Below are 24040 nucleotides of genomic sequence, written 5' to 3'. Positions count from 1 at the left end.
CGCTAGGCTGACAGCTGATCGAGCTGACGCACGGCCACGATCGGCAGGGCGATCATGCCGACGGTGATGACGCCGGCAAGCCCGTACAAGCACCACGCAGCGATGTCGCTGCCGGTGGCCATCAGATACGTCGCCAAGCCGACTGCTGCCGCGGCGACGCCGATGGCGCACGCGGCCGACAGCGCGAAACGCAGCCACACCTGCTCGACCGCGGCAGCCGCGCGGTCGTAGCCGTAGCGGCTCGGCGGCTGGGGGCGTCGCACCGGGGCGCGCACCGGCTGACGGTTGTCCGCCTGAGCGCGGGCCCGAAGCAGCAAGGGCACCGCGGCGACGATCACGATGACCGAGATCCCGATGACGGTGTAGAGCAGCCACGGTGTGTCGGCGGACTCCTCACCCTGCGGGTGGCCACGGCCCAGGTCGACCAGTGCGACGACGGCGGCGACGGCGGCCCCCAGTGCGGCCAGCCACGCGACCGCGCACGCGCCGAGCAGGACCCGGTCGGTGCTGTTCAGTTCAGTGTTCGGGCCGGCCATCAGCAGGCGGTCTGCGCCGAGTTGTTGGCGTTCGACGACAACACCGTTCCGTCACTCGCGGTGATCGAGCAGTTCAGCCTGCTCACCAGGAAGAGGCTCGAAGCCTCGACCGAGCCCACGTCCGAGTTCGAGATCGGCGTCATCGTGAACGTCCACGGAATGTAGACGTTGCGTAGCGTGCGCCGATTACCGTTCCCGTCCACATACGTGATGGTGATGATGTCGCCAGGAGCTTTGGTGCCCGTGACCGAGTAGGTGACCTGGCGCGGCCCGGCCGGCGTGGTGGTCGTGGTCGGCGGCGGCGCCGTCGTGGTGGCAGGCGGCGGTGGCGCCTCACTGCTCGGCGGCGGTGGCGGAGGTGGCGGCGGCTCGGTCACCGTCACGGTCTCCGGCGGGGGTGGCGGCGGCTCTTCCGAAGTCGGTGGAGGTGGTGGCGGCGGAGGCGGTGTGGTGGTGGTGATCTCGTCCTGGAACGGCGGCATCGACGTCGTCGTGCTCGGCTGCGGAGTGGCGAGATTCGTGGTGTCGTCGTCGCGGGTCACCAGTACGGCGACCGACGCGACGAGCGCGATCGCGGCGATGATCGCGGTGACACCGACCACCCACGGCCAGCGCGGCGGCGGTGGCTGGTCGACCAGTTCGGTGACCGGGTCGTAGCTGTCGTAGTCGTACAGTCCCGGTTCGGCCGGCACGTAGGGCCCGCTCGTGAACTGTTCGGACTCAGGCGCGGAGTACGCCTGCGAGTAGAACTCGGTCTCGCCGGTGTTCGGGTCGGTCCCGGCCACCTGCGTGGGTTCCTCGGGTGCAGAGTGCTTGCCCGGTTGCTGATCCGGCAAATCCGAACCGGAGCCATCCGGTCCTGGGGGATTCGGCCCGCTCATCTACGCCTATCCTTCTCGACTGCTTCACTGTCACACGGGAACGGTCAACGCCGTCACGGATGACAGTGCCCCGGCAACATTACCCAACCGGCAGGCGTCGCTGACTCCGGCCGTGCCGGTGTCGAGTGAACTGGTGCCTCGATTGTGACCTTGACCAGGCGGCGGGCGAGCATGGGCCCGGTCGGATCAGTGCTTCTCGGGGCCCCAGTAGTACTCGAAGACCAGGCCGCCCGCCGAGAACAGCACGAAGCAGATACCGGCGACGAGCAGCCACGGCAGCCACAGCGCGGCACCGACGGCGGCGGTCGAGAAGGACAACGCGATCAGGATCGGCCACCAGCTGTGCGGTGCGTAGAAGCCCAGTTCCCCCGCGCCGTCACTGATCTCGGCGTCCTCGTAGTCCTCGGGACGGGTGTCGAGCCGGCGTGCCACGAAGCGGAAGAACGTACCGGTGATCAGGGTGAGGCCGGTGGTGAGCACGAGTGCGGTGGTTCCGGCCCACTCCACGCCGCCGTTGGCGAACATCGCGGTCAGCACGCCGTACACGACAGCTGACAGCGCGAAGAAGCCGGTGAGGATTTCGAACAGCCGAGCTTCAATATGCATGAGGTGTTCCCTACTTGCTCGCCTGCGGTGCCATTTCACCGCGTCGGGTATCGAACGGCTTGGTGGTCGTCGCCAGCGGCGGCTGGTTGATCGCCTGCAGCGCTTCGGCATTCGTCTTGCCCGCGCTGCGCTGGTCGATGTAGGCCTCGAAGTCGTTGGGCTCCACCACGCGGACCTCGAAGTTCATCATCGAGTGGTAGGTGCCGCACATCTCGGTGCAGCGCCCGACGAACGCGCCGGTCTCCTCGATCTTGCTGACCTGGAAGACGTTGTCGGAGTTGTTCGCCTTCGGCTCCGGCATCACGTCGCGCTTGAACAGGAACTCCGGGACCCAGAAGCCGTGGATCACGTCGGCGGAGTTGAGCACGAACTCGATGCGCTTGCCTGCCGGCAGCACCAGCACCGGAATCTCGGTGGAGCTGCCCAGCGTCTCGATCTTGTCGAAGTTCAGGTACGTCCGGTCCTCGGGGTTCAGACCGCGGACCGCGCCGACCTGCTCCTGCCCGTGGGCGTCCTCACCCTCGGGTTTCGACTCCATCGCGGCCTTGCGCTCGGGGTCTGCACCGTCGTAGTTGAAGGTGCCGTCTGCGTAGGCGATCTTCTGGTAGCCGAACTTCCAGTTCCACTGGAAGGCGGTCACGTCGATGACGACCTCGGGGTTGGGATCCTTGTGCAGCATGCGTTCCTGCACCACCACGGTGAAGTAGAACAGCACCGAGATGATGAGGAACGGGATGACCGTCAGCACCAGCTCGAGCGGCATGTTGTAGCCGAACTGGCGCGGCAGCTCGGTGTCGGTCTTCTTCTTCCGGTGGAAGGCGCTGGACCAGAAGATCAGCCCCCACACGATGGCGCCCACGACGAACGAGGCGATCACCGAGCCGATCCAGAGCTCGCGGTTGAGTTTGCCCTCGGGGGTGATGCCGGTCGGCCAGCCGAGCGCAAGCGCGTCCGACCAGCTGCAGCCGCTCAGCAGTAGTGCTGAGCCACCGAGGACAATTGACAACAACGCCGCCCTGGCCACCGCCTTAAGCCCGCGAGGTGTCACGCTTGCGCCTCCTAGATCGGTATTTCACGACCGCGAGCGGTCAGTCATTTCAGCGAATACTACGCAGCGTAGACCACGCCTGCCGACGGGAGCGAAGCGACTCGGGAATGGGGCCCGGACGGGACCGAAGCGACCGGTCGATGTGTCCGGGTGCTGGTCGGTGAAGCGGCCGGGATTAGGCATACTGGCGCGGTGTGCGGACTGCTGGCCCTGGTAACTGACCCGTCGCGAGCCACCCAGGTCGAGGCGGTGACCGGTGAGGTGGCCAGGGCCTCGCACCTGATGCGTCACCGTGGTCCCGACGAGCCCGGCACGTGGTCCGACGAGGCATCGGACAGCGCCGTGGTTCTCGGCTTCAACCGGCTGTCGATCATCGACATCGCCCACAGCCACCAGCCGCTGCGCTGGGGCCCCGCCGAATCGCCCGAGCGCTACCTGCTCGTGTTCAACGGCGAGATCTACAACTACTTGGAACTCCGTGCCGAACTCGCCGAGCGCCATGGTGCGGAATTTCACACCGACGGCGACGGCGAGGCCATCGTCGCCGCCTACCACCACTGGGGCGCCGACGCGCTGCGCCGGCTGCGCGGCATGTTCGCATTCGCGCTGTGGGACACGCAGGAACGGGAGTTGTTCTGTGCCCGTGACCCATTCGGGATCAAGCCGTTGTACATGGCGACCGGGCCGGGCGGCACGGCCGTCGGCAGCGAGAAGAAATGCCTGCTGGACCTGGCCGGTGCACTCGATCTGGACCTCGGGATCGACGAACGCGCCGTCCAGCACTACACCGTGCTGCAGTACGTCCCCGAGCCCGAGACGCTGCACCGCGGCATCCGCAGGCTGGAATCGGGCAGCTACGCCCGGCTCAAGCCGGGCGGCACCCCCGAGGTGACGCGGTATTTCGTCCCGAAGTTCACCGCCGTGCCGTTCGTGGCGGGCGCCGAACAGTCCCGCTACGACGAGATCACCGCCGCGCTGGAGGATTCGGTCGCCAAACACATGCGGGCCGATGTCACCGTCGGCGCGTTCCTGTCCGGCGGCATCGACTCGACCGCGATCGCGGCGCTCGCGATGCGCCACAACCCGCGGCTGATCACGTTCACCACGGGCTTCGAGCGTGAGGGGTTCTCGGAGGTCGACGTGGCCGTTGCGTCGGCGGAGGCGATCGGCGCTCGCCACGTCACCAAGGTGGTCAGCCAGGCGGAGTTCGTCGAGGCGCTGCCCGAAATCGTCTGGTACCTGGACGAGCCCGTCGCCGACCCGGCCCTCGTCCCGCTGTTCTTCATCGCCCGCGAGGCCCGCAAGCACGTCAAGGTGGTGCTGTCCGGGGAAGGCGCCGACGAGTTGTTCGGCGGCTACACGATCTACCGCGAACCGCTGTCGTTGCGGCCGTTCGACTATCTGCCGCGCCCCGTGCGCAAGTCGCTTGGCAAGGCCTCCAAACCGCTGCCGGAGGGCATGCGCGGCAAGAGCCTGCTGCACCGCGGTTCGCTGACCCTCGAAGAGCGCTACTACGGCAATGCGCGCAGCTTCTCCGATGACCAGTTGCGTGCCGTTCTGCCGAACTTCCGCCAAGACTGGACGCACACCGACGTCACCGCACCGGTGTACGCCCAATCGCAGGGCGCCGATCCGGTGGCCCGCATGCAACACATCGACCTGTTCACGTGGCTGCGCGGCGACATCCTGGTCAAGGCCGACAAGATGACCATGGCCAATTCGCTCGAGCTGCGGGTGCCGTTCCTCGATCCCGAGGTGTTCGCGGTCGCCTCGCGGCTACCGGCCGATCAGAAGATCACGCGCTCGACCACGAAGTACGCCCTGCGCCGGGCGCTCGAACCGATCGTGCCCGCACACGTGCTCAATCGGCCCAAGCTCGGCTTCCCGGTACCGATCCGGCACTGGCTGCGGGCCGGCGAATTGATGGACTGGGCGTACGGAATGGTCGACTCGTCACAGGCCGGTGCGCACGTCGACCTCCGCGCCGTCCGCACGATGCTCGACGAACACCGCGCGGGCGTGAGCGATCACAGCCGCAGGCTCTGGACCGTGCTGATCTTCATGCTCTGGCACGCGATCTTCGTCGAGCACACCGTGACGCCGCAGATCAAAGAGCCGCACTACCCGGTGCAGCTCTAGTAGCCCGCCTCTAGGCGAGCGCTTCGGCGATCTCGGCGCCCGCCTCGGCGCCGTACGCGTCGGAGAGCCGCCGCACCGCCGCGTCCCGGTCCCAGCTCCACTCCTGCGGGCCGGGCGCTTCCAGCACGAGGACGGCCACGAGCGAAGCCAGCTGGGCCGACCGCTCCAGGCTCAGACCCGCACTGCGGCCGGTCAGGAAGCCGGCGCGGAACGCGTCGCCGATGCCGGTGGGGTCGTCCTTGTGAGTTTCGGGCACGACGTCGACGTGGACGAACGTGCCGTCCCGGCCGACCAGGTCGACGCCCTTCTCCCCCAGCGTGGTGACACGCAGTTCGATCTGGCTCATCACCTCGGCCTCCGACCAACCGGATTTCTGCAGCAGCAGATCCCATTCGTAGTCGTTGGTGAACAGGTAGCTGGCACCGTCGATGAGCTTGCGGATCTCGTCACCGGACAACCGGGCCAGCTGCTGCGACGGGTCGGCGGCGAAGGCCAGCCCGAGCTTGCGGCACTCCTCGGTGTGCAAGAACATCGCCTCGGGGTCGTTCGCGCCCACGATCACGAGCTCCGGCTTGCCGGCCTGGGCCACCAGACCGGCGAGCGATATGGTGCGCGCCTCCGACATCGCGCCAGGGTAGAACGACGCGATCTGGGCCATGTCCTCGTCCGTGGTGCACACGAACCGGGCGGTGTAGGCGGACGGCGAGACCAGGACATGGTCGCAGTCGACGCCGTGCGAGGTCAGCCAGTTGCGGTAGTCGTCGAAGTCCTTGCCCACCGCGCCGACCAGCGTGACATCACCGCCCAGTACACCGATCGCGTAGGCCATGTTGCCCGCGACGCCGCCCCGGTGGATGACCAGGTCGTCGACCAGAAAGCTCAGCGACACCTTCTGCAGATGGTCGGCCAGCAGCTGCTCGGAGAACTTGCCGGGGAACTTCATCAGATGGTCGGTGGCGATGGATCCGGTCACTGCGATGGTCACGAAGTGCACCCTTCATATCGTTAACACGTCTACGTAAGACTACGCGCGCCGCCTGGGTCCGACAGCGCTCACGGCGTCCACATCGCGGGTTGCGCTAACCTGCGTATAACCGTATGCCCGGTCACCGTAGACGGGTGACCCACCTCCAGATCACCCGGGGAGCCTATTTAATGACTGGTACCTACCAGTACCCCGAATCCGTTCCGCCCCACCAATATCCGGAGCAGGTACCGTCCGCCTATCCCGGCATGCTGCCGCCGCCGGTGCAGTATCCGAAGCGTCGCCGCTGGCCGCGGATCCTGGCTGTGGTGCTCGCGGTGGCCGCGCTGGGCGCGGTGCTGACCGTGGTCATCGTTTTCGGCCGCGGCGGCAACACGCAGTCCGGGGTGGTGTCGGACGAGCAGGCTCAAGCCGCCATCCAGGAGTACCTGACCGCGCTGATCGACGGCGACGATGAAACCGTCGCGCGCCATACGCTGTGCGGGCTGTTCGACGCGGTCAAGGAGCGCAAGACCGATCTCGCGGTGGCCGGCCTGGCCAGCGACGCGTTCCGCAAGCAGTTCAGCAAGGCCGAGGTGGTCCGGATCGACAAGATCGTTCCGTGGTCGACCACCCAGGCCCAGGTGCTGTTCACCATGCAGGTCGCGCCGGCGAGCGGCTCGGCGCGTGGCCAGCGCGCGCCCGAGCAGGAACAGCAGGGCGTCGCGCAGGTGCTTGTCGAGAAGCACGGCCAGAGCGAAGACGTACTCGTCTGCTCGTACGTGCTACGAACCGGCGGTCAGTACTGACCCGCAGTACTGACCGCCCGCACGTCAGTTGAAGGAATCGCCGCAGGCGCAGGACCCGGTGGCGTTCGGGTTGTCGATCGTGAAGCCCTGCTTCTCGATGGTGTCGACGAAGTCGATCGTCGCGCCCTGGACGTACGGCGCGCTCATGCGGTCAACCGTCAGCGTGACGCCGCCGAACTCGGCGGTCAGATCACCGTCGAGGGTGCGGTCGTCGAAGAACAGGTTGTAGCGCAGGCCTGCACAGCCACCCGGCTGCACGGCGATGCGCAGCGCCAGGTCGTCGCGGCCTTCCTGGTCCAGCAGCGCCTTCGCCTTGGCCGCGGCAGCGTCCGACAGGGTCACCCCGTGGGTTTCGGTGGAGGTCGCGTCCTGAACAGTCATTGCTCTCCCTAAGCATCCCGGGCATCGCTGATGCCGAAGTTCGTTGGGAACGACGTGGGCCTACCTCATGGGCGTAACCCGCGCGTCCACTACCTCAACGGTACCTCGTTCTGCCGCTATTCCCGACTTATCCCCAGGCTGGGGCATGTGACCGGCATCGTCGCGCGGGCAGTAACCTGGCTGGCGTGAAGCTGCTGGGCCGCAACATTGGGCGTGACAAGGACGACGACGGTGCCGACAAGGGCGCCGATGGCAACGCTGAGCATACGAGCGTGGCCGATCAAACCGCTCCGGCGACCAACGGCACCACCACGACGACCGCCCCGAAGGGTCGGCCGACGCCCAAGCGCAACGAGGCCGCCAAACGACGCGGACCGGTCGCACCGGCTCCGCTGACCGCCGCCGAGGCCCGCAAGCGCCGCAAGGAACTGCGCGGGCCCAAGCTGTCCAAGGAGGAGCGCAAGGCCGAGCGCCTCACCCGCCGCGCCGACATGGCCGACCGCCGCGAGAAGATGATGTCGGGTGAGGAGGCCTACCTTCTGCCCCGCGACAAGGGACCCGTTCGGCGCTATGCCCGCGACATCGTCGATTCGCGCCGCAACGTGCTTGGCCTGTTCATGCCTGCCGCGCTCACGATGATCTTCTTCATGCTGGCGCTGCCCGCGGTGCAGTTCCAGCAGATCCTGTCCTACGCGATGCTCGTCCTCGTCCTCGTCATGGTGATCGACGGCTTCATCCTGGGCCGCAAGGTGAACCGCATGGTCGACGCAAAGTTCCCCGACAACATCGAAAGCGGTTGGAAACTCGGCTTTTACGCGTCCAGCCGGGCATCGCAGCTGCGCCGGATGCGCGCCCCGCGGCCCATGGTCAACCGCGGCGACAAGGTTTCTTGATGCCGGCACGGCCGGCCTGACGTCAGTGCGAATCCTCGTGCTCGGTGGTATCCGATCGGGCAAATCACGGTGGGCGGAGTCGGCGGTGAGCAGCGCCGCGGGTGAGCAGGCGCCCGTGCGCTACCTGGCGACCGGCCCGGCCGCCGACACCGACCCAGCGTGGGCCGGGCGGGTGAGCGCGCACCAGGCTCGGCGCCCCGCGCACTGGTACACCGTCGAATCGGTGGATGTGGCCGGTGATCTAGCCCGCGAAGCCACCGCGACCCTCGTCGATGACGTGGGTGGCTGGCTCACCGCGGCCATGGACCGCCGCGATGCGTGGACGGGCGGTTCGGTCGACGACGATGTCGCTGCGCTCGTGCACGCGGTCAGCGAGTTCACTGCTCCCCTGGTCCTTGTCAGCCCCGAAGTCGGGCTGACCGTGGTGCCTGCCACCGAGGCCGGCCGCCGGTTCGCCGACGAGCTGGGCACCGTCAACCAGAAACTGGCCGCAGTCTGCGACCGGGTGGTGCTGGTCGTGGCCGGCCAACCGGTAACCGTGAAGGAGCCGTCGTGACCGAACCAGTTTTCGACCCGGTCAACCCGCCGGATCCGGATGTGGCCGCGGCGGCGGCCGAGCGCCAGACCCGGCTGACCAAGCCGACGGGTTCGCTGGGTCGGCTCGAGGAGCTGTCGATCTGGGCCGCGGCCTGCCAGGGCGTGTGCCCGCCGCGGCAGCTGAGCAGACCGCGGGTCGTGGTCTTCGCAGGCGACCACGGCGTGACGGCGTCGGGTGTTTCGGCGTATCCGGCGGAAGTCACGAGCCAGATGGTGGCCAACTTCGACGCGGGCGGCGCGGCGATCAACGTGCTCGCCGAGGCGGCAGGCGCGACGGTGCGGGTGGCCGACATATCGGTCGACTGCGCCGAGCCGTTGTCGCCCGGCATCGGCGCCCACAAGATCCGGCGCAGCGCGGGCAACATCGCGGTCGAGGACGCGCTCAGCGCGACGGATGCGATCGCCGCGCTCACCGCGGGCCGCCAGATCGCCGATGAGGAGGTCGACGCGGGCGCCGACCTGTTGATCGCGGGCGATATGGGCATCGGCAACACCACTGCCGCGACTGCTCTGGTCGCCGCGCTGACCGGGGCGGAGCCGGTCGCGGTCGTAGGACGCGGCACCGGGATCGACGATCGGGGGTGGATGCGCAAGACCAGCGCGGTGCGCGACGCCCTGTATCGGGCTCGGGGTGTGGTCAATGATCCGCTCGGCCTGCTGCGCGTGTGTGGCGGGGCGGACCTGGCCGCGATGGCCGGGTTCTGCGCCCAGGCCGCGGTGCGGCGCACGCCGGTGCTGCTCGATGGGCTGGTGGTGACGGCCGCGGCGCTCGTGGCCGATCGCCTCGCGCCGGGTGCGCGGGCGTGGTGGCAGGCAGGTCACCGCTCGACCGAACCCGCGCACAGCCTCGCCCTGGCGAACCTTGAGCTCGATCCGATCGTCGACCTGCGGATGCGGCTCGGCGAGGGCACCGGAGCGGCCGTGGCGTTGCCCATCGTGCGCGCCGCGATCGCGACGCTGGCGTCCATGGCCACGTTCGAGCAAGCCGGCGTTATCGACAAGACGCCGTGATCCGTTCGCTCGCAGGGTCTTTCGTGTTCGGCACGGTTCTGCCGGTGCGAACGTCGGCGGGCCTGGGCCGTGGCGCGATGACGGCGTTTCCGGTCGTCGGGCTCACGCTCGGAGTGCTGGCTGCCGCGGTGGTGTGGGCCGGCCAATGGGCGTTCGACCCGGCCAACCCGCTGCCCGGGGTACTGGCCGTCGCGGCTTTGCTGTTGGCCACCCGCGGTCTGCACATCGACGGGTTCTGCGACACGGTGGACGGCCTGGGCTGCTACGGGCCGCCGGAACGGGCGCTTGCCGTCATGCGCGACGGGTCGGCCGGCCCGTTCGGCGTCGCTGCCGTCGTGGTGACGATCGCCGCGCAGGCACTGGCCTTCACTCAGCTCAGCGCCGTCGCGGTCATCACCGCGGTGGCCGCGGGCCGGGTCGCGGCCGTCGCGGCATGCCGCCGATCGGTACCCGCGGCAGCGGGCAGCTCGCTGGGCGCCGCGGTCGCGGGCAGCCAACCGGTCTTGGTCGTGCTGGGTTGGGTGGCGGCGCTTGCCGCGTTGGCGGTGTTCGCCGGTCCACGGCCGTGGCAGGGGCCGCTCGTGGTGATCGCCGCGGTCGTGTGCTCGATCGTGCTGGTCGCGCACTGCGTGCGCCGCTTCGGCGGCATCACCGGTGACGTGCTCGGCGCTGCGGTCGAGGTGACGACGACCGTCGCCGCACTCGGCCTCGCTATCGGCTAGTTGAGCCGAGCCATCCAGCCGTGGGTGTCGGCGAAGGTGCCGCGCTGGATCCCGGTGAGGGTGTCGCGCAACGCCATCGTGATCTCACCCGGTTGCCCGTCGGCGATCGTGAACTCGCCGTCAGCGTGCTTGACGTGTGACACCGGGGTGATCACCGCTGCCGTGCCGCACGCGAACACCTCGGTGATCTCCCCCGCCGCGGCTTTCTTCTGCCATTCGTCGACATCGATCTTGCGTTCCTCGACGGCGAAACCGGCATCAGTTGCCAACTGCAGCAAGGAATCCCGTGTGATGCCCGGGAGCAGTGAGCCCGACAGTTCCGGGGTGACCAGCCGCGCCGACCCGCCGCTGCCGAACACGAAGAACAGGTTCATGCCGCCCATCTCTTCGACGTAGCGGCGCTCGATGGCGTCGAGCCACACCACCTGGTCGCAGCCGTTGTCGGCCGCCTGTGCCTGCGCCAGAAGCGACGCCGCGTAGTTGCCGCCGAACTTGGCCGCACCCGTACCGCCCGGCGAGGCGCGCACGTATTCGTGTGACAGCCACACGCTCACGGGCTTGATACCACCCTTGAAGTAGGCACCGGCAGGCGAGCCGATGGCCAGGTAGCGGTATTCGCTGGCGGGCCGCACGCCGAGACCCGGCTCGGTGGCGATGATGAACGGCCGCAGGTACAGGGACTCCTCGCCGCCCGCCGCGGGCACCCACTGCCCGTCGATCGCGATGAGCTGGCGCAGCGACTCGATGAACAGCTCTTCTGGCAGTTCGGGGATGGCCAGCCGGCGGGCCGAGGTCTGCAGCCGCGCGGCGTTGGCCTCGGGCCGGAACGACACGATCGAGCCGTCGGCCCAGCGGTAGGCCTTCAGGCCCTCGAAGACCTCCTGTGCGTAGTGCAGCACGATGGCCGACGGATCGAGCTCGATCGGGCCGTACGGGATCACCCGGGCGTCGTGCCAGCCCTGGCCCTCGGTGTAGTCGATCGACACCATGTGGTCGGTGTGGTACTTGCCGAAGCCGGGGTTGGCCAGAATCGATTCGCGTACCGCATCGGTCGCCGGATTCGCGTTGGCTGAAACCGTGAACTCGAGAAGGCCGCTAGTCATGCAGCGATTGTATCGCCAGCGACTAGCGAGTTTTCGCCTCCACGAACGGAGGCTTGACAATCTCGCATTCGACGGCCCGCCCGCGCACGTCCACCGTCACGTGCGCGCCGTCGGCGATGTCGTGCGCGGTGTCGATGAGCGCCAGCGCGATCCCGAGTTTCAGTGTGGGAGAAAACGTTCCCGACGTGGTGACGCCGATCCGGGTGTCACCGTCGAGAACCGCCAGGTCGGCCCTCAGCACGCCCCGCCCAACGGCCTTCAGTCCGCGCAGCACGCGCGACGGCCCGGCCTCCTTCTCGGCCAGCAACGCCTCGCGGCCCCAGAACGCGTCCTTGCGCCAGCCGATCGCCCACCCGCACCGGGCCTGCAGCGGCGAGATGTCGAGCGACAGCTCATGGCCGTGCAGTGGGTAGCCCATCTCGGTGCGCAGCGTGTCACGCGCGCCGAGGCCGGCCGGCTCTCCGCCGGCCGCCCGCACGGCAGCCACCAGCGCGTCGAACACCACGCCGGCGCGGTCCCAGGCGGGCAGCAGTTCGTAGCCGTGCTCGCCGGTGTAGCCCGTGCGGCACACCCGCACGAACACTCCATCGAACTCGGCGTCCGCGTATCCCATGTAATCCATGTCGGTGGGCAGCCCGAGGCCCGCGAGTACCGCGGCCGACTCGGGACCCTGCACTGCCAGCACGGCATAGGAGCGGTGCTCGTCGGTGATCGTCAACTCGGCAGGCGCGTGCTTCTGCAGTTCGGCCACGACCGCGGCGGTGTTGGCGGCGTTGGGCACGAGGAAGATCTCGTCGTCGGACACGTAGTAGGCGATGAGGTCGTCGATCACCCCACCGGACTCCGTGCAGCACAACGTGTACTGCGCCTTGCCGGGGCCGATCCGGTTGAGGTCGTTGGTGAGTGCGGAATTGACGTAGGCCGCGGCACCGGGCCCCCGCACCAGTGCCTTGCCGAGGTGGCTGACGTCGAACAGCCCGACGGTGTTGCGGGTTGCGGTGTGTTCGGCGACCGTGCCCGCATACGACACCGGCATCAACCAGCCGCCGAACTCGGCGAAGCTGGCGCCCAGCTCGCGGTGGCGGTCTTCCAGCGGTCCGTGCAGCAGGTCGTCACTCACGAGCCCACCCTAGCTAGGGTGGATCCTCGTGAGCCCAGCGAATCCCGGTTATCAGGCCCCCAGCGTCACCGTCAGCTCGTCGCTGCCCAAACGCAAGAGCGACGCGGTGCTGATCGTTCCCGTGGTCAACGGGCAGGACGAGGGCACGGCCGCGACCGTCGTCGCCAATCCGTTCCTCGACGCCGAGGCGGTCGGTGAGATCGAGGTCGCGCTGAAGGCGCTCGGCGCGAAAGGCGGCACCGACCAGATCACCCGGGTGGTCGTGCCGTCGTTGCCGGTGGCCAGCGTGCTCACCGTCGGCCTGGGCAAGCCGCGCGACGAGTGGCCCGCAGACCTGGTGCGGCGCGCGGCGGGCGCGGCCGCCCGGTCGCTCAGCGGCACCGAGTCGGTGATCACCACGCTCTCCGACATCGATCTCGAGGCCACCGTCGAGGGTCTGATCCTCGGCGCGTACCGGTTCAGCGATTTCCGCAGCGAGAAGACCGCGCCGAAGGATGCCGGGCTGACCAAGATCACCGTGCTTGCAGGCGATACCAAAGCCGCCACGAAGAAGAGCGCCGACCGTGCTGTTGATATCGCGACCGCCGTCACGACCGCGCGGGATTTCGTGAACACCCCGCCGAGCCATCTGTTCCCAGCCGAATTCGCCAACCGGGCAAAGGCTTTGGGTGAGGCAGCGGGCCTTCAGGTGGAGGTGCTCGACGACAAGGCACTCGCGAAGGCCGGCTACGGCGGCATCGTGGGTGTCGGCAAGGGCTCGTCACGGCCGCCACGCCTCGTGCGCCTGATCCACCGCGGCGGCGGCAGGAAATCGAAGACCGTCGCGCTCGTCGGCAAGGGCATCACGTTCGACACCGGCGGCATCTCGATCAAGCCGGCCGCCAACATGCACCACATGACCTCGGACATGGGTGGTGCGGCGGCGGTCGTCGCGACCGTGGTGCTGGCCGCCAAGCAGAAGCTGCCGATCGACGTGATCGCGACCGTTCCGATGGCCGAGAATATGCCGTCGGCGACCGCGCAGCGACCGGGTGACGTGCTGACGCAGTACGGCGGCATCACGGTCGAGGTGCTCAACACCGACGCGGAGGGACGGTTGATTCTGGCCGACGCGATCGTGCGGGCCTGCGAGGACAACCCGGACTACCTCATCGAGACGTCGACGTTGACCGGCGCGCAGACCGTGGCGCTCGGCGCACGAACCCCAGGCGTCATGGGCAGCGACGAATTCCGGGACCGCGTCGCGGAACTGTCACAGGCGGTCGGCGAGAACGGCTGGGCCATGCCGCTGCCCGAGGAACTCAAGGAAGACCTCAAGTCCACGGTCGCCGACCTGGCCAACGTGAGCGGTTCGCGCTACGCCGGAATGCTGGTGGCGGGCACCTATCTTCGCGAGTTCGTCGCCGACGGCGTCGAGTGGGCGCACATCGACATCGCCGCGCCTGCCTACAACACCGGCGGGCCGTGGGGCTACACGCCCAAGGGTGGCACCGGGGTGCCGACCCGCACGATGTTCGCGGTGCTCGAAGACATCGCAGACAACGGCTAGCGGAACGGTCAGGCCGCCCTACAGCACCTGGGACCGGGCAGCGCGCCTCATCACCGACGGCATCAACCGTGAGATGCCGTACGCCGCATAGGCTTCCGGCGTGACGGGGCGCACTGCTTGATTCTTGGCGACCGCCGAGACGATGGCCTTGGCGACCTTCTCCGGCCCGTAGCGCCGTGCCTGGAAGCTCTTCTTGATCTGGGCGCGACGTTCTTCGACCTCCGCCAGCTTGTGCGGGGGCACGTCGAAGTGCGTGGTGTCGACGATGTTGGTATCGATCACGCCCGGGCAGATCGTGGTCAATCCGATTCCCGCCGAGGACAATTCGGCACGCAGGCAGTCGGAGAACATGAACACCGCGGCCTTGCTGGTGGCGTAGGCGTTCATCGACCCGGCCGGCGAGTATGCGGCCATCGACGCGACGTTGACGACGTGCCCGCCGGTGCCGCGTTCGACGAGGCGACGCGCGAACGACCGGCAGCAGTTGACCACGCCGCCCAGGTTGACGTCGAGGACGCGGTCGAACTGGTCGGCCGGGGTGTCGAGGAAGTTGCCGCCATGGCCGATGCCTGCGTTGTTGACAACGACGTCGGGCACTCCGTGGGCCGCGCACACCTCGTCGACGAACCGCTCGACCGCGTCGGCGTCCGCGACGTCGAGCGCGTAGGGATGCGCGACACCGCCACGTTCGGCGATCTCGGCCGCGGTTGCCTTGGCGCCGGCCTCGTCGATGTCGCTGACGACGACCTCGGCGCCCTCGGCCGCGAACGCCAGTGCGGTCGCGCGGCCGATTCCGCTGGCCGCGCCGGTGATTGACACGAGCGTGTCGCCGAACGGCTCGCGCGGCCTGCCGACCTCGGCGCGGCGCAGTGCGCGCGCCGGGGCCGCACCCTCGATGTGATCGACGAGTTCGATCACCGCCTGCGCGATCGCCTGCCAGTGCGAGAACGGCGCCCAGTGCCCGGCCTTGAGGTCGCGCCGCCACAGTCGCGCCACCCACTTCGACTCGTCGTCGAATCCGTGGCCGCGTACGACGGGGTCGTGTTCGTTGCAGATCAGCTGCACCGGCACCGACAGGTAGTAGTCGCGACGGACCCGCCGGAACGACCGAATGGCGTTGGCTGGGTAGATCTTCAGCGAGTTGGCGGCGTCGGCGTCGAGGTTCTCGGACTGGAACTTGGGCCCAGGGGTGTCGATGGACTGCAGCCGCCGCGCCGCGCCGCGCCGCATCAACGCGGGCGCGATGACCGGCACCGAGAACGGGATCCAATAGCCGAACCGCGATGCCAGGTTCACCGCTCGCGCGAAGCGGATCGGCCGGTACGGCCGGGCCAGGCGGTCGCGCACGAACAACCCGTAGTGGTCGGTGCTCGGGCCCGACACCGATGTGAACGACGCGACGCGCTGAGCGGAGCCGGGCCGGCTGAGGTACTCCCACGCGCCGACCGAGCCCCAGTCGTGGGCGAGCACGTGCACCGGTTGCCCGCCCACGCTCACCTCGTCGATGACGGCCGACAGGTCGTCGGCGAACCGCTCCATCGTGTAGGCGGAGATGCGCTTGGGCACCTCGGAGGCCCCGGCGCCGCGATTGTCATAGCGCACGATGCGGTACCGGTCGCCGATCTCGGCGACCACGCCGTCCCACAGCACGTGCGAATCGGGCCAGCCATGTGCCATCACCAGCGTGGGGCGATCGGGGTCCCCCTGCTCGTAGACCGCAATGCGGGTGCCGTCCTGGCTGTCGACGAAGCGCTGCATGCTGCCCCCTACGCGAGATGCCTGTTACGAACAGTACCCAATACCGTAGGTACCGGATGCAGTGACTCTAGCGCTCCTCGAGTTCCTGCCGGGCAGCGCGTTCACGTTCGATTCGGCGGCGCGCGTCGTAGTCGCGCATGCGCTGCGGATAGCCCACCTTCTGGACGTCGTAGACCGGAATCTGCAGCCGCTCACTCAGCCGGCGGGCCCCGGCGTAGCCACCGGCGCGGCGCCTGGTCCACTCGCCGTCTGCGGCGACGAGCACGACCGTGACATCGGTGACGGTTGTTTTGGGTTCCACATAGGCCTCTACGCCTATGTGATCGGCAACCCACTGCTGTAGGTAGCGCAGATCGGCCGCCGGATCGCTACCGGCTCCGCGCGCCGAACCGCGCCGGCGAAACCTGTCGAACAGCCCCAACGGAACGTTCTCCTCACTGTGGACCCCTGATTCGATAGTGCCAGAGGCCACTGGGGACACGAGCAACCCTGAGTGAGTGCGAATCGTCGAGCAGTGAAAGGATGGTCCGGACAAACCAGCTAGGTGCCGTACCCAGTGCACCTTGCTGTGGTAAGCCAGAGTTCGAGTCGTCACGAGTGACCGTCCGAGGGAGTCAAAACACATGACCATCTCCGTCCAGATGCCCGCACTAGGTGAGAGTGTCACTGAGGGGACCGTCACCCGCTGGCTTAAACAGGAGGGCGACACGGTCGAACTCGACGAGCCCTTGCTCGAGGTATCCACCGACAAGGTCGATACCGAGATCCCGTCGCCGGCCGCGGGTGTGTTGACGAAGATCGTCGCGCAGGAAGACGACACCGTCGAGATCGGCGGCGAACTCGCGGTGATCGGCGAGGCGGGCGAAGCTTCCGCACCCTCCGAAACGCCGGCGCCCGAGCCGGAGCCCGAGCCCGAGCCTGCCGCCACCGAGCCGTCGGCGGCGCCTGCCGAGTCCGCACAACCGGAGCCGGCGCCGCAGCAAGAGGCCCCCGCGCCTTCGTCGGGTTCGTCGGGCGGTTCGGCAACGCCGGTGCTGATGCCTGAACTGGGCGAATCGGTCACCGAGGGCACCGTGACCCGCTGGCTGAAGAACGTCGGCGACAGCGTGGGTGTCGACGAGCCGCTCGTCGAGGTCTCCACCGACAAGGTCGACACCGAGATCCCGTCCCCCGTCGCGGGCACGCTGCTGTCGATCACCGCGCAGGAGGACGACACCGTCGAGGTCGGCGGTGAGCTGGCCAAGATCGGTGAGGCCGGGGCCGCACCGGCAGCCGAGTCCACGCCGGAACCGAAACCGGAACCCAAGCCTGAACCGAAGCCGGAACCCAAGCCCGAACCCAAGCCGGAGCCGAAACCGGAACCGAAGGCCGAGCCGAAGCCGGAACCCAAACCCGAGCCCAAGCCGGCTCCCGCCGCCGAACCGGCCGCCCCCGCAGCGGCGACCGACGGCGCCCCGTACGTCACCCCGCTGGTGCGAAAGCTGGCCTCGGAGAACGGCATCGACCTCGCCACGGTGAAGGGCACCGGGGTCGGCGGGCGGATCCGCAAGCAGGATGTCCTCGCCGCCGCGGAGGCCAAGAAGGCTCCCCCGGCCCCCGCCGCTGCTCCCGCCGCGCCGGCCGCCGCCGCACCCGCGAAATCGGCCGCGCCGGCGCCTGCGCTCGCCCATCTGCGTGGCACCACCCAGAAGGCCAACCGGATCCGGCAGATCACCGCGAAGAAGACGCGCGAATCCCTGCAGGCCACCGCACAGTTGACGCAGACCCACGAGGTCGACATGACCAAGATCGTGGCGTTGCGGGCCCGCGCGAAAGCCGATTTCGCCGAGCGCGAGGGTGTCAACCTGACGTACCTGCCGTTCATCGCGCGCGCCGTGATCGACGCGCTCAAGATCCACCCCAACGTCAACGCCAGCTACAACGAGGACACCAAGGAGATCACCTACTACGACGCCGAACACCTCGGCTTCGCGGTCGACACCGAGCAGGGTCTGCTCTCCCCCGTCATCCACAACGCGGGCGACCTGTCGCTCGGCGGGCTGGCCCGCGCCATCTCCGACATCGCGGCGCGCGCCCGCTCGGGCAACCTCAAGCCCGATGAGCTGGCGGGCGGGACATTCACCATCACGAACATCGGCAGCCAGGGCGCACTGTTCGACACGCCGATCCTGGTGCCGCCGCAGGCGGCGATGCTGGGTACGGGCGCGATCGTCAAGCGGCCGCGGGTGATCGTCGACGAGTTCGGCAACGAGTCCATCGGCGTGCGGTCGGTCTGTTACCTGCCGCTCACCTACGATCACCGACTGATCGACGGGGCCGACGCCGGACGGTTCGTGACGACCATCAAGCGACGGTTGGAAGACGGCGCGTTCGAGGCGGACCTGGGGCTGTAAAGCCTTGGCCGTCGTCGCGATTGCGGGATCCTCGGGTCTGATCGGCTCGGCGCTGGCCTCGGCGCTGCGCGCAAGCGACCACCGGGTACTGCGGATCGTGCGCCGGGCGCCGTCGAACGGCGACGAGCTGTTCTGGAACCCGGACACGGGCGAGTTCGACGCCGGTACGCTGCGCGGCGTCGATGTCGTGGTGAACCTCTGCGGCGTCAACGTCGGCGAGAAACGCTGGTCGGGCGCGTTCAAGCAGAGCTTGCGCGACAGCCGGATCGGACCGACCGAGGTGTTGGCCGGTGCGGTGGCCGACGCCGGGGTGCCGGTTCTGGTCAACGCGAGCGCGGTCGGCTTCTACGGCGACACGCGCGACCGCATCACCGACGAGACGGCTCCGGCGGGCCAGGGCTTTCTGGCGCGGTTGTGTCAGGACTGGGAGGCGGCCACCGGCCAGGCCTCGGCCGCCGGAAGCCGGGTGGTGTTGTTGCGCACGGGCTTGGTGCTGTCGCAGGCGGGCGGCATGCTGAGCCGGCTCAAACCGCTGTTCTCGTTCGGGCTGGGCGCGCGGCTCGGCAACGGCCGCCAGTACCTGCCGTGGATCAGCCTCGAGGACGAGATACGGGCGGTCCTGTTCACGATGTGGACCGACTCCGTGTCCGGTCCGGTGAACCTGACCGGACCGGCGCCGGTGACCAACGCCGAGTTCACCGCCGCACTCGGCCGGGCGCTCAACCGGCCCACCCCGATGATCGTGCCGGGCTTCGCGCTTCGCGCGGTGCTGGGTGAGTTCGCCGACGAAGGCCTGTTGGCCGGCCAGCGCGCGATCCCGGCGGTGCTCGAGCGCTCGGGTTTCGCGTTCCATCACAACACCGTGCGCGAGGCGCTTGCCTACGTGACGGCACCGAAGGATTTGTGACCGGGTTCGTGCGAGGCCGGGGAGTAACGTCGACGTGGTGACATCCATTCGCTCGGCGCAGGCGGCCGTCGACGTTCGGCGTCTCGGCACAGTCGATTACGAGGCCGCGTGGCAGATGCAACGCGAGATCGCCGACGCCAGGATCGCGGGCGGGCCCGACACCCTGCTGCTGTTGCAGCACCCCGCCGTCTACACCGCGGGCAAGCGCACGGAACCGCACGAGCGGCCGCTCGACGGCACCCCGGTCGTCGACACCGACCGCGGCGGCAAGATCACCTGGCACGGCCCGGGGCAGCTCGTGGGCTATCCGATCATCGGCCTCGTCGAGCCGCTCGATGTCGTGAATTTCGTTCGGCGCCTTGAAGAATCGTTGATCGCGGTATGCGCCGACCTCGGCCTGCAGACCGGTCGGGTCGAGGGCCGCTCTGGCGTATGGGTGCCCGGTGACGAACTGCGTCCCGCCCGCAAGGTCGCCGCGATCGGCATCCGGGTTTCGCGTGCGACGACGCTGCACGGCTTCGCGCTCAACTGCGATTGCGATCTCGGCGCGTACTCGACGATCGTGCCGTGCGGCATCACCGACGCAGGCGTGACGTCGCTGACCGCCGAACTGGGCCGTCACATCGCGGTCGACGACGTCGTCGACCGCGTCGCCGACAAGGTGTGTGATGCGCTCGACGGCCGCTTGGAAGTAGCTCTGAACGTAGGATGAATTCGTGACTGTGGTCCCAGAAGGTCGGAAACTGCTACGCCTCGAGGTGCGCAACGCGCAGACTCCCATCGAACGCAAACCGCCGTGGATCAAGACCCGCGCCAAGATGGGTCCCGAGTACACCGAGCTCAAGGGTCTGGTGCGGCGCGAGGGTCTCCACACGGTGTGCGAGGAGGCCGGCTGCCCCAACATCTTCGAATGCTGGGAAGACCGCGAGGCCACGTTCCTGATCGGTGGCGAGCAGTGCACGCGCCGCTGCGACTTCTGCCAGATCGACACCGGTAAGCCCGCCGAGTTGGACCGCGACGAGCCGCGCCGGGTCGCCGAGAGCGTGCAGGCCATGGGGCTGCGCTACTCGACTGTGACGGGGGTGGCCCGCGACGATCTGCCGGATGGCGGGGCCTGGCTCTACGCCGAAACCGTGCGCCAGATCAAGCGGCTCAACCCCAACACCGGTGTGGAACTGCTGATCCCCGACTTCACCGGCAACGCCGAGCAGTTGGAAGAGGTCTTCGAGTCGCGCCCGGAAGTGTTGGCGCACAACCTCGAAACCGTGCCGCGCATCTTCAAGCGCATCCGCCCGGGCTTCCGCTATGACCGCAGCCTCGCGGTGCTGACCGCCGCCCGCAACTTCGGGCTCGTCACCAAGTCGAACCTGATCCTCGGCATGGGCGAGACCATCGACGAGGTGCACACCGCGCTGCGCGATCTGCACGACGCGGGCTGCGACATCGTCACCATCACGCAGTACCTGCGCCCCTCGCCGCGGCATCACCCGGTCGAGCGCTGGGTGCATCCCGACGAGTTCGTCGCGCTGTCGGCCTACGCCGAGGGCCTCGGTTTCGCGGGTGTGCTGGCCGGTCCGCTTGTCCGCTCCTCCTACCGGGCGGGCAAGCTCTACGCGCAGGCCGCGCGGGTTCGATTCGCTGATCAGCCCCCCGTATCCTGAAGTAATGGCGAAATCCCGCACTGCCGCGGAAACGAAAGCGGCAAAGGCCGAGGCGAAGGCTGCCCGTAAAGCCGCCTCCAAGCAGCGCCGCAGTCAGCTGTGGCAGGCGTTCCAGATGCAGCGCAAAGAGGACAAGCGCCTGCTGCCGTACATGATCGGCGCGTTCGTGCTGATCGTCGCGATCGCTGTGGTGGCTGGCGTGCTCATCGGCGGGTTCACGATGTACACGCTGATCCCGCTCGGCGTGGTTCTCGGTGCGCTCGTCGCGTTCATCATCTTCGGCCGCCGTGCCCAGAAGTCGGTGTACCGCAAGGCAGAGGGCCAGACCGGTGCGGCCGCGTGGGCGCTCGACAATCTCCGTGGCAAGTGGCGGGTCACGCCGGGCGTCGCGGCCACCGGGCACTTCGACGCCGTGCACCGCGTGATCGGCCGGCCGGGCGTGATCTTCGTCGCCGAGGGATCACCGGCGCGCGTCAAGCCGCTGCTCGCGCAGGAGAAGAAGCGCACGGCCCGGCTGGTCGGAGACACCCCGATCTACGACATCGTCGTCGGCAACGGCGAAGGCGAGGTTCCGCTGTCCAAGCTGGAACGTCACCTGACGAAGCTGCCCGCCAACATCACCGCCAAGCAGATGGACTCGCTGGAGTCCCGGCTGGCCGCGCTCGGCACCAAGGTCGGCCCGGCTGCGATGCCCAAGGGCCCGATGCCGGCCCAGGCGAAGATGCGTGGTGTGCAGCGCACCGTGCGCCGACGCTGACGCCGACCGTTGGCTTGTGTTCGAAATTCCGGCGATTTGTCGCACACAAGCCAACATTCGACCGATGGGCGCTACCGCCGCACCACCGCGGTGTAGCTGGCCCGGTCGTGCAGGCCGCGCAGGTCGCTGTCGGACACCAATGGCGGGATCACCAGCGCGATGAGCACGACGCGGATGAACGCCCGGACGATTCCGATGCGGTCGCGGCCGTCGGCGGGCACCACCACAAGGCCCAGCGCCAGCTGACCCGGCGTGAACGAGAACAGCCGCACCGCGACCGTGCCGATCACCATCCAGATGACCAGCACCGCAGTCGACAACAGCGCGAGTGACACCAGGTCAAGGGCCATCAGCAGGCCGGCCAGTCCGTAGGCCACGAGCCAGTCCACACACAGCGCGGCAAGGCGCCTGCCCGTCCGCGCCAATGAACCCGGGCCGTCCTCTGGCAGACCGAGCCGTTCGCCTGGATACTTGTCGGGTCCGCCTGACCGGTTCCCGTCACCGGAGTCAAAAGGCCCGGGACCGGACAGCCAAGACCCCAACCGAGAACCGTTATCGCGGGCCATGGTGTCAGGATAGGCGGGCCCGCGGGCGTGATCGTCGGCCGCCTTTCCCCGGATCGGCAACCTCCTCCGGCAATTGCGTAACTTCGGCGCAACATACGGTTGATGACTGCGCAACATCGTGTCCTTAGCGTCAACCCGCGGGTTACCAGTAAAGGAGAACACTCAGTGGCAGAAAAGACGTCCGACGACATCTTTAAGCTGATCAAGGACGAAAACGTCGAGTACGTCGACATTCGCTTCTGCGATCTGCCTGGCGTCGTCCAGCACTTCTCGATCCCGGCGACGGCGTTCGACGAGAGCGTCTTCGAGGACGGGCTCGCGTTCGACGGCTCTTCGGTCCGCGGCTTCCAGTCGATCCACGAATCCGACATGATGCTGCTTCCCGACGCCGACACCGCCCGTATCGACCCGTTCCGGGCCGCCAAGACCCTCAACCTGAACTTCTTCGTGCACGACCCGTTCACGCGTGAGGCGTACTCCCGCGACCCCCGCAACGTGGCTCGCAAGGCGGAGAACTACCTGGCCAGCACCGGCATCGCCGACACCGCCTTCTTCGGCGCCGAGGCCGAGTTCTACATCTTCGACTCGGTCAGCTTCGACTCGAAGATCAACGGCACCTTCTACGAGGTCGACTCCGAGTCGGGCTGGTGGAACACCGGCGAGCCCTTCGAGGCCGACGGCAGCGCCAACCGCGGCTACAAGGTCCGCCCCAAGGGCGGCTACTTCCCCGTCGCGCCCTACGACCACTACGTCGACCTGCGCGACCAGATGGCCACCAACCTGATCAACGCCGGGTTCACCCTTGAGCGCGGCCACCACGAGGTCGGCACCGCCGGCCAGGCCGAGATCAACTACAAGTTCAACACGCTGCTGCACGCGGCCGACGATGTGCTGCTGTTCAAGTACATCATCAAGAACACCGCGTGGCAGGCCGGCAAGACCGTCACCTTCATGCCCAAGCCGCTGTTCGGTGACAACGGTTCGGGCATGCACGCCCACCAGTCGCTGTGGAAGGACGGCCAGCCGCTGTTCCACGACGAGTCGGGTTACGCCGGGCTGTCGGACACCGCGCGCCACTACATCGGCGGCATCCTGCACCATGCGCCGTCGCTGCTGGCGTTCACCAACCCCACGGTGAACTCCTACAAGCGCCTGGTGCCGGGCTACGAGGCCCCGATCAACCTGGTGTACAGCCAGCGCAACCGCTCGGCCTGCGTCCGTATCCCGATCACCGGCAACAACCCGAAGGCCAAGCGCCTCGAGTTCCGTTGCCCCGACAGCTCGGGCAACCCGTACCTGGCGTTCGCGGCCATGCTCATGGCCGGCCTCGACGGCATCAAGAAGAAGATCGAGCCGCTGACCCCGGTCGACAAGGACCTCTACGAGCTGCCGCCGGACGAGGCCGCCAGCATCCCGCAGGCGCCCACCTCGCTGGCCGCGGTCATCGACAAGCTCGAAGAGGACCACGAGTACCTCACCGAGGGTGGCGTGTTCACCGAGGACCTGATCGAGACCTGGATCTCCTACAAGCGGGAGAACGAGATCATGCCGATCCAGATCCGGCCTCACCCGTACGAGTTCTCGCTCTACTACGACGTTTAAGTCAGCACGAGCAGACGCAAATGTCCCCGCACGCCCG

General features: G+C 68.1%; 24 protein-coding genes. 13 read left to right on the top strand and 11 right to left on the bottom strand.

The genetic code is table 11. The features are described from left to right. Positions 1–2: 2 nt before the first annotated feature. From ACRCUN_RS30775 to ctaC, 4 genes are all read right to left on the bottom strand, one after another. Positions 3–536 (bottom strand): DUF2561 family protein, encoded by a 534-nt coding sequence (locus ACRCUN_RS30775; protein WP_462145397.1) that lies wholly within the window; start codon positions 534–536, stop codon positions 3–5. Continuing rightward, positions 536–1417 (bottom strand): MmpS family transport accessory protein, encoded by an 882-nt coding sequence (locus ACRCUN_RS30770; RefSeq protein WP_462145396.1) that lies wholly within the window; start codon positions 1415–1417, stop codon positions 536–538. The genes ACRCUN_RS30775 and ACRCUN_RS30770 overlap by 1 nt, the downstream gene beginning before the upstream one ends. A 186-nt stretch (positions 1418–1603) precedes the next feature. Beyond that, complete coding sequence (locus tag ACRCUN_RS30765) at positions 1604–2023, bottom strand: cytochrome c oxidase subunit 4 (RefSeq protein ID WP_085149224.1); 420 nt, start codon at positions 2021–2023, stop codon at positions 1604–1606. Between the two features lie 10 nt (positions 2024–2033). After that, positions 2034–3071, bottom strand: coding sequence for an aa3-type cytochrome oxidase subunit II (gene ctaC / locus ACRCUN_RS30760; RefSeq protein WP_462145395.1), 1038 nt, complete (start codon positions 3069–3071; stop codon positions 2034–2036). A 192-nt stretch (positions 3072–3263) separates the two neighbouring features. Here ctaC and asnB point away from each other — a divergent pair, with 192 nt between their 5' ends. Next, positions 3264–5210 (top strand): asparagine synthase (glutamine-hydrolyzing), encoded by a 1947-nt coding sequence (gene asnB, locus ACRCUN_RS30755; protein ID WP_462145434.1) that lies wholly within the window; start codon positions 3264–3266, stop codon positions 5208–5210. A gap of 10 nt (positions 5211–5220) precedes the next feature. On the opposite strand, the gene ACRCUN_RS30750 is transcribed toward asnB, so the two are convergent. Next, entirely contained in the window at positions 5221–6195 is a 975-nt protein-coding gene (locus ACRCUN_RS30750) for a carbohydrate kinase family protein (RefSeq protein WP_462145394.1), read from the bottom strand. Positions 6196–6365: 170 nt separating this feature from the next. On the opposite strand from ACRCUN_RS30750, the gene ACRCUN_RS30745 reads away from it, so the two are divergent. After that, positions 6366–6983, top strand: a complete 618-nt coding sequence (locus ACRCUN_RS30745) for an Rv0361 family membrane protein (protein ID WP_462145393.1) — start codon at positions 6366–6368, stop codon at positions 6981–6983. A gap of 24 nt (positions 6984–7007) precedes the next feature. On the opposite strand, the gene ACRCUN_RS30740 is transcribed toward ACRCUN_RS30745, so the two are convergent. Next, positions 7008–7364 (bottom strand): HesB/IscA family protein, encoded by a 357-nt coding sequence (locus ACRCUN_RS30740; RefSeq protein ID WP_067855376.1) that lies wholly within the window; start codon positions 7362–7364, stop codon positions 7008–7010. Positions 7365–7549: 185 nt separating this feature from the next. On the opposite strand from ACRCUN_RS30740, the gene ACRCUN_RS30735 reads away from it, so the two are divergent. The 4 genes from ACRCUN_RS30735 to ACRCUN_RS30720 are packed head-to-tail and all read left to right on the top strand — an operon-like array spanning position 7550 to position 10587. After that, a complete protein-coding gene (locus tag ACRCUN_RS30735; protein ID WP_462145392.1) occupies positions 7550–8257 on the top strand; it encodes a DUF3043 domain-containing protein in 708 nt (235 codons plus the stop codon). Between the two features lie 25 nt (positions 8258–8282). Further along, on the top strand, positions 8283–8813 hold the full coding sequence (locus tag ACRCUN_RS30730; RefSeq protein ID WP_462145391.1) for a bifunctional adenosylcobinamide kinase/adenosylcobinamide-phosphate guanylyltransferase: 531 nt from the start codon (positions 8283–8285) through the stop codon (positions 8811–8813). Next, on the top strand, positions 8810–9865 hold the full coding sequence (cobT, locus tag ACRCUN_RS30725) for a nicotinate-nucleotide--dimethylbenzimidazole phosphoribosyltransferase (RefSeq protein ID WP_462145390.1): 1056 nt from the start codon (positions 8810–8812) through the stop codon (positions 9863–9865). Before ACRCUN_RS30730 ends, cobT begins: the two co-directional genes overlap by 4 nt. Then, entirely contained in the window at positions 9862–10587 is a 726-nt protein-coding gene (locus ACRCUN_RS30720; RefSeq protein WP_462145389.1) for an adenosylcobinamide-GDP ribazoletransferase, read from the top strand. Before cobT ends, ACRCUN_RS30720 begins: the two co-directional genes overlap by 4 nt. On the opposite strand, the gene ACRCUN_RS30715 is transcribed toward ACRCUN_RS30720, so the two are convergent. Beyond that, positions 10584–11690 carry a branched-chain amino acid aminotransferase gene (locus ACRCUN_RS30715; protein WP_462145388.1) on the bottom strand — a complete coding sequence of 369 codons (1107 nt, stop codon included), beginning with the start codon at positions 11688–11690 and terminating at the stop codon, positions 10584–10586. The genes ACRCUN_RS30720 and ACRCUN_RS30715 overlap by 4 nt on opposite strands. Positions 11691–11712: 22 nt before the next feature. Further along, positions 11713–12810 carry a glycine cleavage system aminomethyltransferase GcvT gene (gene gcvT / locus ACRCUN_RS30710; protein ID WP_462145387.1) on the bottom strand — a complete coding sequence of 366 codons (1098 nt, stop codon included), beginning with the start codon at positions 12808–12810 and terminating at the stop codon, positions 11713–11715. 28 nt (positions 12811–12838) lie between these two features. Here gcvT and ACRCUN_RS30705 point away from each other — a divergent pair, with 28 nt between their 5' ends. Then, positions 12839–14359, top strand: a complete 1521-nt coding sequence (locus ACRCUN_RS30705) for a leucyl aminopeptidase (RefSeq protein WP_462145386.1) — start codon at positions 12839–12841, stop codon at positions 14357–14359. Between the two features lie 18 nt (positions 14360–14377). On the opposite strand, the gene ACRCUN_RS30700 is transcribed toward ACRCUN_RS30705, so the two are convergent. Continuing rightward, on the bottom strand, positions 14378–16117 hold the full coding sequence (locus ACRCUN_RS30700; protein ID WP_462145385.1) for an SDR family oxidoreductase: 1740 nt from the start codon (positions 16115–16117) through the stop codon (positions 14378–14380). A 67-nt stretch (positions 16118–16184) separates the two neighbouring features. Further along, positions 16185–16538 (bottom strand): oxidoreductase, encoded by a 354-nt coding sequence (locus ACRCUN_RS30695; RefSeq protein ID WP_462145433.1) that lies wholly within the window; start codon positions 16536–16538, stop codon positions 16185–16187. A 202-nt stretch (positions 16539–16740) separates the two neighbouring features. On the opposite strand from ACRCUN_RS30695, the gene sucB reads away from it, so the two are divergent. From sucB to ACRCUN_RS30670, 5 genes are read left to right on the top strand one after another with little or no spacing between them, the layout of a single operon-like run. Continuing rightward, positions 16741–18510 (top strand): 2-oxoglutarate dehydrogenase, E2 component, dihydrolipoamide succinyltransferase, encoded by a 1770-nt coding sequence (sucB, locus tag ACRCUN_RS30690; RefSeq protein ID WP_462145384.1) that lies wholly within the window; start codon positions 16741–16743, stop codon positions 18508–18510. A 4-nt stretch (positions 18511–18514) separates the two neighbouring features. Then, complete coding sequence (locus ACRCUN_RS30685; protein ID WP_462145383.1) at positions 18515–19417, top strand: TIGR01777 family oxidoreductase; 903 nt, start codon at positions 18515–18517, stop codon at positions 19415–19417. Positions 19418–19451: 34 nt separating this feature from the next. Beyond that, a complete protein-coding gene (gene lipB, locus ACRCUN_RS30680; protein ID WP_462145382.1) occupies positions 19452–20129 on the top strand; it encodes a lipoyl(octanoyl) transferase LipB in 678 nt (225 codons plus the stop codon). A 4-nt stretch (positions 20130–20133) separates the two neighbouring features. Next, positions 20134–21078, top strand: coding sequence for a lipoyl synthase (gene lipA, locus ACRCUN_RS30675; protein WP_462145381.1), 945 nt, complete (start codon positions 20134–20136; stop codon positions 21076–21078). 4 nt (positions 21079–21082) lie between these two features. Beyond that, the gene (locus tag ACRCUN_RS30670; RefSeq protein WP_067855336.1) at positions 21083–21835 is read left to right on the top strand and encodes a DUF4191 domain-containing protein; all 753 of its coding nucleotides are present in this window, start codon (positions 21083–21085) and stop codon (positions 21833–21835) included. 71 nt (positions 21836–21906) lie between these two features. Here ACRCUN_RS30670 and ACRCUN_RS30665 read toward each other — a convergent pair whose 3' ends face one another. Continuing rightward, positions 21907–22401, bottom strand: coding sequence for an RDD family protein (locus ACRCUN_RS30665; RefSeq protein WP_462145380.1), 495 nt, complete (start codon positions 22399–22401; stop codon positions 21907–21909). A gap of 165 nt (positions 22402–22566) precedes the next feature. Between ACRCUN_RS30665 and glnA the strand changes: the two genes are divergently transcribed. Continuing rightward, a complete protein-coding gene (glnA, locus tag ACRCUN_RS30660; protein WP_462145379.1) occupies positions 22567–24003 on the top strand; it encodes a type I glutamate--ammonia ligase in 1437 nt (478 codons plus the stop codon). Positions 24004–24040: the final 37 nt, after the last annotated feature.

The sequence above is a fragment of the Mycobacterium venezuelense genome, from assembly GCF_054919535.1.
This window is presented reverse-complemented; position numbering and strand designations above follow the sequence as displayed.

What these genes read in the sequence shown, in the direction of transcription:
- ACRCUN_RS30775 (WP_462145397.1), bottom strand. Translation starts at nt 536, where the DNA reads ATGGCCGGCCCGAACACTGAACTGAACAGCACCGACCGGGTCCTGCTC.
- ACRCUN_RS30770 (WP_462145396.1), bottom strand. Translation starts at nt 1,417, where the DNA reads ATGAGCGGGCCGAATCCCCCAGGACCGGATGGCTCCGGTTCGGATTTG.
- ACRCUN_RS30765 (WP_085149224.1), bottom strand. Translation starts at nt 2,023, where the DNA reads ATGCATATTGAAGCTCGGCTGTTCGAAATCCTCACCGGCTTCTTCGCG.
- ACRCUN_RS30745 (WP_462145393.1), top strand. Translation starts at nt 6,366, where the DNA reads ATGACTGGTACCTACCAGTACCCCGAATCCGTTCCGCCCCACCAATAT.
- ACRCUN_RS30740 (WP_067855376.1), bottom strand. Translation starts at nt 7,364, where the DNA reads ATGACTGTTCAGGACGCGACCTCCACCGAAACCCACGGGGTGACCCTG.
- ACRCUN_RS30715 (WP_462145388.1), bottom strand. Translation starts at nt 11,690, where the DNA reads ATGACTAGCGGCCTTCTCGAGTTCACGGTTTCAGCCAACGCGAATCCG.
- ACRCUN_RS30700 (WP_462145385.1), bottom strand. Translation starts at nt 16,117, where the DNA reads ATGCAGCGCTTCGTCGACAGCCAGGACGGCACCCGCATTGCGGTCTAC.
- sucB (WP_462145384.1), top strand. Translation starts at nt 16,741, where the DNA reads ATGACCATCTCCGTCCAGATGCCCGCACTAGGTGAGAGTGTCACTGAG.
- ACRCUN_RS30670 (WP_067855336.1), top strand. Translation starts at nt 21,083, where the DNA reads ATGGCGAAATCCCGCACTGCCGCGGAAACGAAAGCGGCAAAGGCCGAG.
- ACRCUN_RS30665 (WP_462145380.1), bottom strand. Translation starts at nt 22,401, where the DNA reads ATGGCCCGCGATAACGGTTCTCGGTTGGGGTCTTGGCTGTCCGGTCCC.